Genomic DNA, 12,120 nt, shown 5'->3' on the forward strand with positions numbered 1-12,120 from the left:
GTGAACGTGCTGCGCTGGATCACCGCTGGAGAGTCACACGGCCCCGCTCTCGTCGCCGTCCTGGAGGGCATGCCCGCCGGAGTGGAGGTGACCACCGAGGACCTGGTCGCCCAGCTCGGGCGCCGCAGGCTCGGTTTCGGTCGCTCGCCCCGGATGGGCTTCGAGCAGGACGAGGTCGAGATCCTCGGCGGCGTGCGCCACGGCAAGACCCAGGGCGGTCCGGTCGCGGTCACGATCGGCAACTCCGAGTGGCCCAAGTGGCAGACGGTCATGTCGCCGGACCCGGTCGACCCGAGCCTGCTCAAGCCGACGGGCCGCAACGAGGCCCTCACCCGCCCGCGCCCCGGTCACGCCGACCTGCCGGGCATGCAGAAGTTCGGCTTCGACGAGGCCCGCCCGGTGCTGGAGCGCGCCTCGGCCCGTGAGACGGCCGCCCGCACCGCGCTGGGCACGGTCGCCCGGCAGTTCCTGCAGCAGTTGCTCGGCGTCCAGGTCCTGAGCCACGTGGTGTCCATCGGCAAGGCCGTGACGCCCGACGACTCCGCGCTGCCGACGCCGGACGACCTGCCCGCGATCGACGAGTCCCCGGTGCGCTGCTTCGACTCCCGCGGCACCGCCGCGATGGTCGCCGAGGTGGAGGCCGTGCAGAAGGCCGCCGACACCGTCGGTGGCGTGATCGAGGTGCTCGTCTACGGGTTGCCGCCGGGAATGGGCTCGCACGTGCACTGGGACCGCCGCCTCGACGCCCGCCTGGCCGCCGCTCTCATGGGCGTGCAGGCCATGAAAGGCGTCGAGATCGGCGACGGCTTCACCTCCGCCCAGCGCTGGGGTTCGCAGGCCCACGACGAGATCGACCGCGGCAGCGGCCCGGTCGGCGTGACGCGCCGCTCGAACCGCGCCGGTGGCCTCGAGGGCGGCATCACCAACGGCGAGATCCTGCGCGTCCGCGTGGCGATGAAGCCCATCTCGACGGTCCCGCGCGCACTGGCCACGGTGGACGTGCGCACCGGCGAGGCCGCCACCGCGATCCACCAGCGTTCGGACGTCTGCGCCGTGCCGCGTGCCGGTGTCGTGCTGGAGTCCGTGGTGGCACTGGTGCTGGCCGAGGCCGCGCTGGAGAAGTTCGGCGGCGACTCGCTCGACGAGACGCGCCGCAACGCCCACGCGTACCTCAAGGCCCTGGAAGCCCGCTGGGAGGGCATGTGAGCCCGCGCTACGTCGTGGTCGGCCCGCCCGGCGCGGGCAAGACCACGGTCAGCGAACTGCTCGCGGCACGCCTGGGCCTGCCGTTCCGCGACGCCGACGCCGACGTCGTCGCGCTGGCCGGCAAGCCCATCTCGGACATCTTCACCGACGACGGCGAGCCCGCTTTCCGCGCCATGGAAGAGGAAGCGGTCGCCAAGGCGCTGGTCGAGCACGAGGGCGTGCTCGCGCTGGGCGGGGGAGCCGTGCTGTCCGCGGCGACCCGCGAGCGCCTTCAGGAGCACACCGTCGTGTTCCTGAACGTGGGCATGGCCGAGGGCGTGCGCCGCACCGGACTGTCGTCCTCGCGGCCGCTGCTGTCCGGCATCAACCCGCGGGCGACGTTCAAGGCGCTGCTGGACGCGCGCCTGCCGCTGTACCGCGAGGTCGCGACGATCGAGGTCCTGACGGATTCGCTGGACCCGGAACAGGTCACCGACGCGGTGATCGAGGGAGTGCAAGCATGACCGAGCCCGTGCGCATCCGGGTCGCCGCGGAGAAGGCCTACGACGTCGTGATCGGCCGTGGTCTGCTCGGCGACATCGTCGAGTTCCTCAAGAACACGGCGAAGATCGCGATAGTCCACCAGCCGACGCTGGCCGAGACGGCGAAGGTGCTGGTCGACGAGCTCAAGGCCGTGGGCGTCGACGCGCACCGCGTCGAGGTCCCCGACGCCGAGGACGGCAAGGACCTCGCGGTCGCCGGCTTCTGCTGGGACGTGCTGGGCAAGATCGGCCTGTCGCGCTCCGACGTCGTCGTCGGCCTGGGCGGTGGCGCGGTCACGGACCTCGCGGGCTTCGTCGCGTCCACCTGGATGCGCGGCGTGCGGCTGGTCAACATCCCGACGACGCTGCTCGGCATGGTCGACGCGGCCGTGGGCGGCAAGACCGGCATCAACACCGACGCGGGCAAGAACCTCGTCGGCACGTTCTACGAGCCGGACGCGATCTTCGTCGACCTCGCGACGCTGGAAACGCTGCCGCGCAACGAACTCATCGCCGGCATGGCCGAGATCGTGAAGGGCGGCTTCATCGCCGACCCGGTCATCCTCGACCTGATCGAGGCCGACCCCGCGCTCGCCCTCGACCCGACCGGCGACGTGCTCGCCGACCTGGTCCGCCGCAAGATCCAGATCAAGGCCGACGTCGTCACCACGGACCTGCGCGAGTCGAACCTGCGCGAGATCCTGAACTACGGCCACACCCTCGGCCACGCCATCGAACGCCGCGAGCGCTACCGCTGGCGCCACGGCGCCGCCATCAGCGTGGGCCTGGTCTTCGCCGCCGAACTGGCCCGCCTCACGGGCCGGCTGGACGACGAGACGGCCGACCGCCACAAGCGCGTGCTGCAGCTGCTCGGCCTCCCGACCTCCTACGACCCGGACGCCCTCCCGCAGCTCATGGAGGGCATGAAGGTCGACAAGAAGAACAAGGCGGGCGTCCTGCGCTTCGTCGTCCTCGACGGTCTCGCCAAGCCGGGCCGCCTCGAAGGCCCGGACCCGGCCCTGATCGCCGCCGCCTACTCGGCCGTCGCCGCCGAGCCGACCACGGGCTCCGGAAAGGTGCTGCTGTGAGGGTCCTCGTCCTCAACGGTCCGAACCTCGACCGCCTCGGCACCCGCGAGCCGGACGTCTACGGCCGCACGACGTACGCGGACCTGGTCCAGATGTGCGTGGCCGAGGGCAAGGAACTCAACTTCGAGGTAGAGGTCCGCCAGACCGCCCACGAGGGCGAGATGGTCGCGTGGCTGCACGAGGCCGCCGACGCCTCGATCCCCGTGGTCCTCAACGGCGCCGCTTGGACGCACTACTCGATCGCGATCCGCGACGCGTGCTCCCAGCTGACCGCGCCGCTGGTCGAGGTGCACATCTCGAACATCCACCAGCGCGAGGAGTTCCGGCACCACAGCGTCATCTCGGCCATCGCGAGCGGCGTGATCGTGGGCCTGGGCGTCGAGGGCTACCTGCTGGCACTGCGCTGGCTGGCGCTCAAGAGGTAACTCGGCGGTGGTGCGCCGTGAGGCGCTCCGCTGTGTGTGGACGCCTGGTTGACGTTCCGGGTGACGCCGTGAGGCGCTCCGCTGTGCGTGAACCACCCAGCCCACGTTCCGAGTCACGCCGCCGGCTCAGCGGTGGCGCATCCAGAGGTTCGTCTCCTCGTAGCGCCCCTGGTCGCGCTCCCGGTCGATCGCCACGAGGTCCAGCCCTCCGGCGACGACGTAGCGGCCGGTCTGCGGGAACGCCATCCCCGTCCACCGCTCCCACTGCGCGACGGTGCCGGTCACGACCATCGACCGGGGCGCCGGCCCGAGGATCGTGGCGCCGAGCCGCTGGTGGGTGCGGATCCACGGGTCGAGGTGCAGGCCGTCCTCGCGCGTCCACCGCTGGAAGTCCTCCATCGCGGTCAGCGGGTAGGTCGCCTTCAGCGTCGGCCGGACCGGCACGATCACCCGCGGCAGCCCGTCGGCCGCGGCCCGTTCACGCAGGCCCATGAGCACCTTGCCCGCGAGCCCGCCGCCGGTGCGGTCCGTTCGCACCGTCGCGGCCACGACGCACAGGGTGTCCGGCGCGACGCCGTTCTCGTGCCCGCTGACCGCCGCGACCAGCGCGCCGTCGTACCCGCCGTCGGGCAGCGTCTCGCCGTCCCAGCGCAGCGCCACCGCAGTCGCCCGCGCGAGCACGGTGTCGTCGTCATCGAGCAGCAGCACGTCGTAGCGCGGGAAGTACTCGGCCACGGCGGCGCGGTGAGTTGCGGGGATCTGGCCGCGCAGCACGAACGGTGGCCAGCCGTCCCGCAGCGGGGCCCTGGAGGTCGGGTCGCTCGCCGTTCGAGACGATCTTCACGAGCCGATCGTAGAAGCCGGGGAGTGCGCAATGCTGCATCACGTCGAACTGTGGGTACCGGACCTGGGACGCGCCGAGGCCACGTTCGGGTGGATCTTCACCGAACTGGGCTGGACCGAGCACCAGCGCTGGAGCGCCGGCGTCAGCTGGAAGCTCGGCGAGACCTACGTGGTGGTCGAGCGATCCCCGGCGATGACCGGCCCGCACGACCGGATGAAGGCGGGCCTGAACCACCTCGCTCTGCAAGCCGGCACCCGCGAGGACGTCGACCGGCTGACCCGGGAATCCGAGGCGCACGGCTGGAAACTCATGTTCGCGGACAAGCACCCTCACGCGGGAGGACCGGACCACTACGCGGCGTTCCTGGAGAACGAGGACGGCTTCGAAATCGAGCTGGTCGCCATCTGAACGTGTGAAGATGCTGATCGTGCCGAGACCTTGGATCGCCGCGTTCGCCCTGCTCCTGGCCGGGTGTGCCGCCGCGCCGGAGCCCGCGCCCGTCAGCAGCGAGACGACGACGGCCGCGGGCGAGCAGCTGTCCGATCAGGAGCTGCAGGCGCAGTGGTGGACGTGGGCGGCGTCGAGTCCGGAGAACCGCAACCCCGTGGTCGACGACACCGGGCAGTGGTGCGCGGAGAACCAGCCGAAGGACGTGTGGTTCTTCGCCGGCACGTTCGGCGGCGCCGTGAACCGCAGGTGCCAGGTGCCCGCCGGGCGCCCGCTCGCCGGTCCCGCGCTCAACCTCGCCTCCACGGACACGAACTGCGCGTCGTTCATGGACGCCGCCAAGGGCTCGGTGACCCTCGACGGGCAGCTGGTGGAACTGCGCCGGATCGCGCCGGTCGCGATCACCTACCAGGCCGCGCGCGACAACGTGGTGGGCCAGCGCGAGGGACGTGTGCCGGCGCAGGGCTGCGGACTGTGGGCGTGGATCCCGCCGCTCAAGCCGGGTGAGCACGAACTGCTGGTCAAGGGCGAGTCGGGCACCTTCAGCACCTCGGCGCGCTACCTGCTCCTCGTCAGCTCCTCGGACTAGCCGGGTCCTTGCCCACCAGGAACCCGCCCAGCAGCATCCCCAGCCCGGCGGGCGCGAGCACGAGCAACGCCGTGAACGCCGCGCCGCCCGTCAGCGCCACCCACAGCGCCTCCTGCCCGGTCTGGTCGACCAGCAACGCCGTCCCGATCACGCCCAGCGCGCCCGCGAACGGGCCCGCGATCAGCGCCGCGATGAACCACTGCATGCCGCGCCCGTCCAGGTCGCGCGCCGTGTCGACGGCGCCCCAGATGACGGCGGCGGCGATCAGCAGCCCGATCGCGATCGGGCGGACCGAGGAGGCTTCGGGGCTGCGCACGCCTACGGCCGCCACGCCGGTCTGCACGGCTCCGTGCAGGAGCCCCATCCACAACGCACGGACGAACCAAGGACGCATGCGGACAGCTTAGGACTGGCCGTACGCTGCGAGACATGTCGTCGTACGCCGCACGCCGAACCGCCCTCCGCCAGGAGCTCCAGGCCACCAACCTGGACGCGCTGCTCGTCACGAACCTGCTGAACGTCCGGTACCTCACCGGGTTCACCGGATCGAACGCCGCCGTCCTGATCGGCGCGGCGGGCGACGACACGACGGTGTTCTGCACCGACGGCCGCTATCTCACCCAGTCGGCGAAGCAGGTGCCGGACCTGGAACGGCTGATCGACCGGCCGTGCGACACGGCGCTCGCCCAACGCGCGAAGGGCCGCCTCGGGTTCGAGAGCCACCAGGTGACGGTCGACGGCCTCGACGAGCTGACCGCGGCCGCCGGTAAGGCCGAGCTGGTGAAGGCCGGTGGCCTGGTCGAGAAGCTGCGGCTGGTCAAGGACGAGGTCGAGATCGAGGCGCTGCGGATGGCGTGCGCGGCGGCGGACCGCGCCCTCGGGGCGTTGATCGGCCACGGCGGGCTGCGCGCCGGCCGCACCGAACGCGAGGTCGCGCGCGAGCTGGAGAGCCGCATGCTCGACCACGGCGCGGAAGGCCCGTCGTTCTCCTCGATCGTGGCGTTCGGCGCGAACTCGGCCGTGCCGCACCACTCGCCGACGGACGCGACCCTGCACGTGGGCGACCTCATCAAGCTCGACTTCGGCGCACTGGTCGACGGCTACCACTCCGACATGACCCGCACGCTCGTCCTCGGCAAGCCCGCGGACTGGCAGCGCGACCTGTACGACCTGGTCGCGCGGTCGCAGGCGGCGGGCCGCAACGCGCTCACGCCCGGCGCGCGGGTGAGCGACGTCGACCACGCGTCGCGCGAGGTGATCGAGAAGGCCGGGCACGGGAACGAGTTCCTGCACGGCCTCGGCCACGGGGTCGGGCTGGAGATCCACGAGGCACCGGCGTTGTCGAAGGCGGGTGCCGGTACACTTTCGGCCGGTATGGCGGTCACCGTCGAGCCCGGCGTCTACTTGTCGGGGCGGGGCGGGGTCCGCATCGAGGACACCCTCGTGGTCCGCGAGAGCGGGCCGGAGCTCCTCACCCTGACCACGAAAGAACTCGTGGTCGTCTGACACCCCCGTCCTACACAGGAGAAATCCCACCGTGGCCACCACGAACGACCTGAAGAACGGCCTGGTGCTGAACCTCGACGGCCAGCTCTGGACCGTCACCGCGTTCCAGCACGTCAAGCCCGGCAAGGGTGGCGCCTTCGTGCGCACGACCCTCAAGCACGTGCTGACCGGGAAGGTCGTCGACAAGACCTTCAACGCGGGCACCAAGGTCGAGACCGCCACCGTGGACAAGCGCGGCATGACCTTCCTCTACAAGGAAGGCACCGACTTCATCTTCATGGACGGCGACACCTACGACCAGATCCCGGTTTCGGCCGAGACGGTCAGCGACGCCGCGAACTACCTGCTGGAGAACCAGGAAGCGATGGTCGCCACGCACGAGGGCGTCCCGCTGTTCGTCGAGCTCCCGACGTCGGTCGAGCTCATCATCGAGCACACCGACCCCGGCCTGCAGGGCGACCGCTCCACCGGCGGCACCAAGCCCGCCCGCCTGGAGACCGGCGCCGAGATCCAGGTCCCGCTGTTCGTCACGACCGGCGAGAAGATCAAGGTCGACACCCGCGACGGCCGCTACCTCGGCCGCATCAGCGACAAGTCCTGATGGGTGCTCGGAGCAAGGCCCGCAAGCGCGCGGTCGACTTCCTCTACGAAGCCGACCTGCTGGGCAGTGACGCGGTGACGTTGCTGGCCTCGCGCGTCGGGTCTCCCGACGTGCCGCCGGTGAACGACTACACGGTGACGCTCGTCGAGGGCGTCACCGCACACCGGTCGCGCATCGACGACCTCATCTCGGAGCACGCCGAGGGCTGGACCCTGCAGCGCATGCCGGCGGTCGACCGCGCGATCCTGCGCCTCGGCCTGTACGAGCTGCTGTGGGCGACCGAAGTGCCGGACGCGGTCGCGATCGACGAGGCCGTGGAGCTCGCCAAGGGCCTGTCCACGGACGACTCGCCGCGGTTCGTGAACGGTGTGCTCGGCCGGATCGCGGTCATCGCGGACCAGCTGCGCGCCGTCCTGTAGTTCCCCATTCCGCGGGCGTCTCATCAACCAGGTTGATGGGATGCCCGCGGTTTTGGCATTGGACGTCATACGGGCGCTGCCCCAGGCTTCAGGTCATGAACCTGCAGACCTTCCTCGACGACGTGGCGTCGATCGTGGCCGCCTCCGACGACGAGCACGAGATCACCAAACGGGTCGCGGACCGCCTGTCCGCCTTGCTGGACAGCGGTTACCGTCTCCCGCCCGAACTCACCCGCCCGTCGCCCGACCACCACGTCAACTACCCGCTGCACCTCGCCCCCGGCTGGTGCGTCGCCGTCGTCGTGTGGGCGCCAGGGCAGCGCACGCCCGTGCACGGCCATGAGACGTGGGGCGCCGTCGGCATCTACTCCGGCGCCGAACGCGAGATCCGCTACGCCAAGCCCACCGGAGCAGGTCCCCTGATCGAGCTGGGCGAGCAGATCTTCCGGCGTGGCGAGGTCACCGTGTGCTGCACGACCGACGACGATGTTCACTCGGTCGTGGCCGAATCGGAGGAGCCGACCATCGGCATCCACGTCTACGGCGCCGACATCGGCACCATCGAACGCCGCCGCTACGACCCGGCGACCGGCGACGTGAAGTGGTTCGTCGGCGGCTGGCACACCCCTTAGGACCGCGCCCAGCCTCGCCGCTCGCCCTCGTCGATCAGCTCCAGCGCCGCTTCCCAGAGCTTCGTCGAGCCCTCACCGATCACGGCCTTGCGACCGCGCACGGCATCGGCCGTCACACCGGGCGTCCGCCAGGTCCCGCCCTTCGCCATCCAGTTGAGCAGCAACGGTTGCAGCCGGTCCATGGCCTTCGCGAACCGCGCCTCGGGCGTCGACCGCGCCTCGAACTCGTCCCACAACGCCCTCAGCACGCGACCCGAGTCCTCGGGCAGGATCCCGAACAGCCGGTCGGCGGCGGCCTCCTCGCGTTCCTGCTGGCTCTCGCCCAGTTCGGTGTCGTAGATCGGCGTGTCACCCGCGTAGATCTCGACCAGGTCGTGCACGACCACGAGCTTCATCGTGTGGCCGACGTCGATCGGTTCGTCGGCGTACTCCGCGAGAGTCAGCACCATCAGCGCGAGGTGCCACGAGTGCTCCGCGTCGTTCTCCCGCCGGTCCGCCGCCGCGAGAGGGGACGCGCGCAGCACGGTCTTGAGCTGATCGACCTCGATCAGGAACGTGAGGTGCTCGCGCAGCCGGGAGTCCACACCGGACGGCAGCGGGTTCTGATCGGCGAGAAGTCCTGCGTCGGAAGAGGTCACGTTGCCGGGATTCTACCGATCGGCGAGGAACTCCTCCCACGTGCGGGCGCCGTGGTCGCCGTCCAGCGTCAGGTTCCGCCCGTCCCGGTAGGCCTGTCCGGCCTTGCCCGGCAGCCGCACCGGCACGGTGAGACGGCGCTTGCCCGTGACCGACAGGTAGTCCCGCACGAGCTGCCGCAGCTCGTAGACCGCAGGGCCGGCGATGTCCGTGACGCGTCCGGCGGGCGCACCGAGCGCCAGCTCGACGATGCGCGCGGCCACGTCACGAGCGTCGACGGGCTGCAGCCGCAGGCCCGGCACCGGCACGACCGGCAGCTTCGCCAGGCCGCGCACCATGGTCAGCGTCAGGTCGTGGAACTGGGCCGCGCGCAGGATCGTGAACGGGATGCCCGACGCGGCGATCTCCTGCTCACAGGCGAGTTTGGTGCGCAGCCACGCCAGCGGCACGGTGTCCGCGCCGATCACCGAGATGTAGACGAGGTGCCGGACGCTCCGGCAGGCCGCCAGCAGGTTGCGGGTCGCGACGTCGTCGCCCTTCTGCCCGCCGGCGAGGTGCACCACGACGTCGGCCTCGAGCGGCGGCACCTCTCCGAGCAGGTCGCAGGCGATGTCGCCGTGGCGGCTCAGCACGGTCACGTCCGCCTCGGCCGCACGCAGCGCGGCGACGACGTGCCTGCCGAGCGTGCCGGTGCCGCCGGTGACGAGGATCTTCATGATTACCCTCCCGAATGAGTCGTTGCCCGGTCGACCCGGCAGCGCGCGGGAACGTGACAGGGTGTGTGCCAGGCCACAGGGGGAAGCTTTGATCGCGCAGTTCGAGCAGGAGCGCACGAGGTTGCGCGCCATCGCCCACCGCATGCTCGGGTCGTTCGCCGAGGCCGACGACGCGATGCAGGACGCCTGGCTCCGCGTCGAGCGCGCCGACACGAGCGAGATCGACAACCCGGCCGCGTGGCTCACGACCGTGGTCGGGCGGGTGTGCCTGAACATGTTGCGGGACAGGCGGGAGCACGCGTTCGAGATGCCCGATCCCGTGATCGAGACGGGGGAGGAGCCCGAGCACCAGGCCGTCGCGAGGGACCAGGTCGGCCTCGCGATGCTGATCGTGCTGGACTCGCTCAAGCCCGACGAGCGGCTGGCGTTCGTACTGCACGACCTGTTCGCCGTGCCGTTCGACGACATCGCGCCGTTGATCGACAAGACCCCGGCCACCGCGCGTCAGCTGGCGAGCAGGGCCCGCAAGCGCGTGCAGGACCGGCCGCGGCCCAACGTCGACCTGCCCAAACAGCGCGAAGTGGTGCAGGCGTTCCTCAGGGCGTCCCGGGAGGGCGACCTGGAAGGCCTGGTCGCGGTGCTGCACCCGGACGCCGTGCTGCGCGCGGGCGACCTGCGGGTCGTCGGCGGGCGGACCGTCGCGGGCCGTGCGAGCCTGTTCCGCAAGTACGCCGCGCTGGCCGCCGTCGAGTTCGCGGTCATCGGCGACGAGATCGGCTTCGTCACGAGGGTGGACGGCGTGGTGTTCTCGATCATGGCGTTCACGGTGCGCGACGACCGGATCGCCGCGATCCACGTGATCCAGGACCGGCAGCAACTTGCCGCGCTTATTCCGTGAGCAATACCACTGCTGTCACTGGTCACGTCGAACGCCCGCCAGGTGTCTATTTGAGGTGGGCGCTCGAGGTGAAGGGGACCAACGATGATCGGGGAGTTGGACCAGGGGGACAGGCTCGCCTACCGGATGCTCGGCCGGTTCGCCGAGGCCGCGGACGCGGTGCGGGAGGCACGCCGCAAGATCGAGAAGACCGGTGAGCCCGGCTGGCTGAGCACGGTCGTCGCGCGGGTGAGCCTCACGATGCTGCGCGTGCGGGCCAAGAACGGCTTCGAGATGCCGGACCCGGTCGTGAGCAGGGAGCCGAACCACGAACCCGGCCTCGGCGTGCTGACCGCACTCGACGCGCTGACCCCCGACGAACGCGTCGCCTACGTGCTGCACGACATGTTCCAGGAGCCGTTCGAGCAGGTGGCGCCGTTGATCGGCCGCACTCCGCTGGGCGCGTTGCAGGTGGAGGCGCGGGCGCGCAAGAGGGTGGCGGGCAGACCGGTGTCCGATGTGGACCTGGCCGGACAGCGCGAGGTCGTCGACGCGTTCATGGCGGGCGAGAACGTGCTGGACGCGGACGTGACGCTGCGCTCGGAGGGGATCTGGCTGCGGGGGGCCGGCATGGTCGCGCCCAAGACCGCGGTGATGCGGGCGGCGCCGTGCATGGAACCGGCGGTCGTCGGCGGCGAGGCCGGGCTGGTGTCGACAGTGGACGGTCAGCCGGTCGCGCTGGTGGCGTTCACGGTGCGCGAGCGGAAGATCGCGGCGATCCACGCGATCACGGACCGGGAGCACGTCCGGCGGCTGTTCTCACCCGAATGACCTCGAGAACGCACATGGCTCCCTCGAACGTCCTCAGGGCGACCAGCAGGACGTCGGGGGAGCCATGAACGGCGTGTGAAGCTCAGTCTTCCTTCGCGGGGCGGGCCTCGGGAGGCAGCACACCCCAGTCGATGAGCTGCTCGGTGAGCTCGCCCGGCGTCATGTCGTAGATGATCGCGAGCGAACGCAGGTCCTCGGTGCGGATGGAGAGGACCTTGCCGTTGTAGTCCCCGCGCTGCGACTGGATGGTCGCGGCGTAGCGGGCCAGCGGTCCGACCTTCTCGACCGGCAGCTGCTGCAGCCGTTCGAGGTTGATCACGATCTTGGTGGCCGGCTCGGCACCGGAGGGAACGCGGCCCTCGGGCAGGAGCTCGGCGACGGGAACGCCGTAGAAGTCGGCCAGCTCGGCCAGCTTCTGCACGGTCACCGCGCGGTCACCGCGCTCGTAGGAGCCGACGACCACGGCCTTCCAGCGACCGCCGGACTTCTGCTCGACGCCGTGCAGGGACAGACCCTGCTGCTGGCGGATAGCGCGGAGCTTGGCCCCCAGCGCCTTGGCGTAGTCGCCCATGTGGCGGTTCTCCGTTCATTCGCCCCGTCAGCAGTACCGGCGTGCTGCGGGGAGGCTTCGATCGATACGCAGAGTAATGATTACTCGCCGTGGTCGGCAGGTCAAGCTGATCTCAAGGAGAGACGCGCGCCACGCCTGGCACACCACTCGGATGGTTGACCGTCCGTAGGTGATACGGTGCAGGTCAGCCTAGTTGTCACTAGGTGTCCGA

Annotated in this window: 17 protein-coding genes; 12 read left to right on the forward strand and 5 right to left on the reverse strand. The window is 70.7% G+C overall.

The features are described 5' to 3' along the window. Positions 1-6 precede the first annotated feature (6 nt). From aroC to aroQ, 4 genes are read left to right on the forward strand one after another with little or no spacing between them, the layout of a single operon-like run. The gene (aroC, locus tag ACIQF0_RS04540) at positions 7-1,206 is read left to right on the forward strand and encodes a chorismate synthase (RefSeq protein ID WP_401024385.1); all 1,200 of its coding nucleotides are present in this window, start codon (positions 7-9) and stop codon (positions 1,204-1,206) included. After that, positions 1,203-1,709: a shikimate kinase gene (locus ACIQF0_RS04545; RefSeq protein ID WP_401024388.1), complete on the forward strand. Its 507-nt coding sequence runs from the start codon at positions 1,203-1,205 to the stop codon at positions 1,707-1,709. Before aroC ends, ACIQF0_RS04545 begins: the two co-directional genes overlap by 4 nt. After that, a complete protein-coding gene (aroB, locus tag ACIQF0_RS04550; RefSeq protein WP_401024391.1) occupies positions 1,706-2,815 on the forward strand; it encodes a 3-dehydroquinate synthase in 1,110 nt (369 codons plus the stop codon). Before ACIQF0_RS04545 ends, aroB begins: the two co-directional genes overlap by 4 nt. Beyond that, entirely contained in the window at positions 2,812-3,240 is a 429-nt protein-coding gene (gene aroQ, locus ACIQF0_RS04555; protein WP_401024394.1) for a type II 3-dehydroquinate dehydratase, read from the forward strand. The genes aroB and aroQ overlap by 4 nt, the downstream gene beginning before the upstream one ends. A 126-nt stretch (positions 3,241-3,366) precedes the next feature. Here the strand turns inward: aroQ and ACIQF0_RS04560 are convergent, their stop codons facing one another. After that, on the reverse strand, positions 3,367-4,014 hold the full coding sequence (locus ACIQF0_RS04560; protein ID WP_401024397.1) for a Long-chain-fatty-acid--CoA ligase: 648 nt from the start codon (positions 4,012-4,014) through the stop codon (positions 3,367-3,369). Between the two features lie 100 nt (positions 4,015-4,114). Between ACIQF0_RS04560 and ACIQF0_RS04565 the strand changes: the two genes are divergently transcribed. Together ACIQF0_RS04565 and ACIQF0_RS04570 are read left to right on the forward strand one after the other, a co-directional pair. Further along, complete coding sequence (locus ACIQF0_RS04565) at positions 4,115-4,492, forward strand: VOC family protein (protein WP_401024400.1); 378 nt, start codon at positions 4,115-4,117, stop codon at positions 4,490-4,492. 19 nt (positions 4,493-4,511) lie between these two features. Continuing rightward, complete coding sequence (locus ACIQF0_RS04570; RefSeq protein WP_401024403.1) at positions 4,512-5,120, forward strand: hypothetical protein; 609 nt, start codon at positions 4,512-4,514, stop codon at positions 5,118-5,120. Here the strand turns inward: ACIQF0_RS04570 and ACIQF0_RS04575 are convergent. After that, a complete protein-coding gene (locus ACIQF0_RS04575; protein WP_360032735.1) occupies positions 5,104-5,514 on the reverse strand; it encodes a B-4DMT family transporter in 411 nt (136 codons plus the stop codon). The two genes, ACIQF0_RS04570 and ACIQF0_RS04575, sit on opposite strands and share 17 nt — an antisense overlap. A gap of 35 nt (positions 5,515-5,549) precedes the next feature. Between ACIQF0_RS04575 and ACIQF0_RS04580 the strand changes: the two genes are divergently transcribed. The 4 genes from ACIQF0_RS04580 (at position 5,550) to ACIQF0_RS04595 (ending at position 8,278) form a co-directional block, all read left to right on the forward strand. Then, on the forward strand, positions 5,550-6,626 hold the full coding sequence (locus tag ACIQF0_RS04580) for a Xaa-Pro peptidase family protein (protein WP_360032738.1): 1,077 nt from the start codon (positions 5,550-5,552) through the stop codon (positions 6,624-6,626). Positions 6,627-6,657: 31 nt separating this feature from the next. After that, positions 6,658-7,227: an elongation factor P gene (gene efp, locus ACIQF0_RS04585; protein ID WP_360032741.1), complete on the forward strand. Its 570-nt coding sequence runs from the start codon at positions 6,658-6,660 to the stop codon at positions 7,225-7,227. Continuing rightward, positions 7,227-7,646, forward strand: a complete 420-nt coding sequence (gene nusB / locus ACIQF0_RS04590) for a transcription antitermination factor NusB (RefSeq protein ID WP_360032744.1) — start codon at positions 7,227-7,229, stop codon at positions 7,644-7,646. Before efp ends, nusB begins: the two co-directional genes overlap by 1 nt. 95 nt (positions 7,647-7,741) lie before the next feature. Beyond that, positions 7,742-8,278, forward strand: coding sequence for a hypothetical protein (locus tag ACIQF0_RS04595; RefSeq protein ID WP_401024408.1), 537 nt, complete (start codon positions 7,742-7,744; stop codon positions 8,276-8,278). Here ACIQF0_RS04595 and ACIQF0_RS04600 read toward each other — a convergent pair. Both ACIQF0_RS04600 and ACIQF0_RS04605 read right to left on the reverse strand, forming a co-directional pair. Continuing rightward, complete coding sequence (locus ACIQF0_RS04600; protein WP_401024411.1) at positions 8,275-8,916, reverse strand: HD family hydrolase; 642 nt, start codon at positions 8,914-8,916, stop codon at positions 8,275-8,277. The two genes, ACIQF0_RS04595 and ACIQF0_RS04600, sit on opposite strands and share 4 nt — an antisense overlap. Positions 8,917-8,928: 12 nt before the next feature. Continuing rightward, a complete protein-coding gene (locus tag ACIQF0_RS04605; protein ID WP_401024414.1) occupies positions 8,929-9,630 on the reverse strand; it encodes an SDR family oxidoreductase in 702 nt (233 codons plus the stop codon). A gap of 88 nt (positions 9,631-9,718) precedes the next feature. On the opposite strand from ACIQF0_RS04605, the gene ACIQF0_RS04610 reads away from it, so the two are divergent. After that, positions 9,719-10,528, forward strand: a complete 810-nt coding sequence (locus ACIQF0_RS04610; protein WP_401024417.1) for a sigma-70 family RNA polymerase sigma factor — start codon at positions 9,719-9,721, stop codon at positions 10,526-10,528. Positions 10,529-10,612: 84 nt separating this feature from the next. Then, complete coding sequence (locus tag ACIQF0_RS04615; protein WP_401024420.1) at positions 10,613-11,338, forward strand: RNA polymerase subunit sigma-70; 726 nt, start codon at positions 10,613-10,615, stop codon at positions 11,336-11,338. Between the two features lie 82 nt (positions 11,339-11,420). Here ACIQF0_RS04615 and ACIQF0_RS04620 read toward each other — a convergent pair whose 3' ends face one another. Next, entirely contained in the window at positions 11,421-11,909 is a 489-nt protein-coding gene (locus tag ACIQF0_RS04620; RefSeq protein ID WP_030471611.1) for a transcriptional regulator, read from the reverse strand. Between the last annotated feature and the right edge of the window lie 211 nt (positions 11,910-12,120).

The sequence above is a fragment of the Lentzea sp. NPDC092896 genome, assembly GCF_044754905.1.
Lineage (GTDB): Bacteria > Actinomycetota > Actinomycetes > Mycobacteriales > Pseudonocardiaceae > Lentzea.

Coding starts and splice junctions, on each gene's coding strand:
- aroB (WP_401024391.1), top strand. CDS start 1,706: ATGACCGAGCCCGTGCGCATCCGGGTCGCCGCGGAGAAGGCCTACGAC.
- ACIQF0_RS04595 (WP_401024408.1), top strand. CDS start 7,742: ATGAACCTGCAGACCTTCCTCGACGACGTGGCGTCGATCGTGGCCGCC.
- ACIQF0_RS04565 (WP_401024400.1), top strand. CDS start 4,115: ATGCTGCATCACGTCGAACTGTGGGTACCGGACCTGGGACGCGCCGAG.
- ACIQF0_RS04605 (WP_401024414.1), bottom strand. CDS start 9,630: ATGAAGATCCTCGTCACCGGCGGCACCGGCACGCTCGGCAGGCACGTC.
- ACIQF0_RS04580 (WP_360032738.1), top strand. CDS start 5,550: ATGTCGTCGTACGCCGCACGCCGAACCGCCCTCCGCCAGGAGCTCCAG.
- nusB (WP_360032744.1), top strand. CDS start 7,227: ATGGGTGCTCGGAGCAAGGCCCGCAAGCGCGCGGTCGACTTCCTCTAC.
- ACIQF0_RS04575 (WP_360032735.1), bottom strand. CDS start 5,514: ATGCGTCCTTGGTTCGTCCGTGCGTTGTGGATGGGGCTCCTGCACGGA.
- ACIQF0_RS04620 (WP_030471611.1), bottom strand. CDS start 11,909: ATGGGCGACTACGCCAAGGCGCTGGGGGCCAAGCTCCGCGCTATCCGC.
- ACIQF0_RS04615 (WP_401024420.1), top strand. CDS start 10,613: ATGATCGGGGAGTTGGACCAGGGGGACAGGCTCGCCTACCGGATGCTC.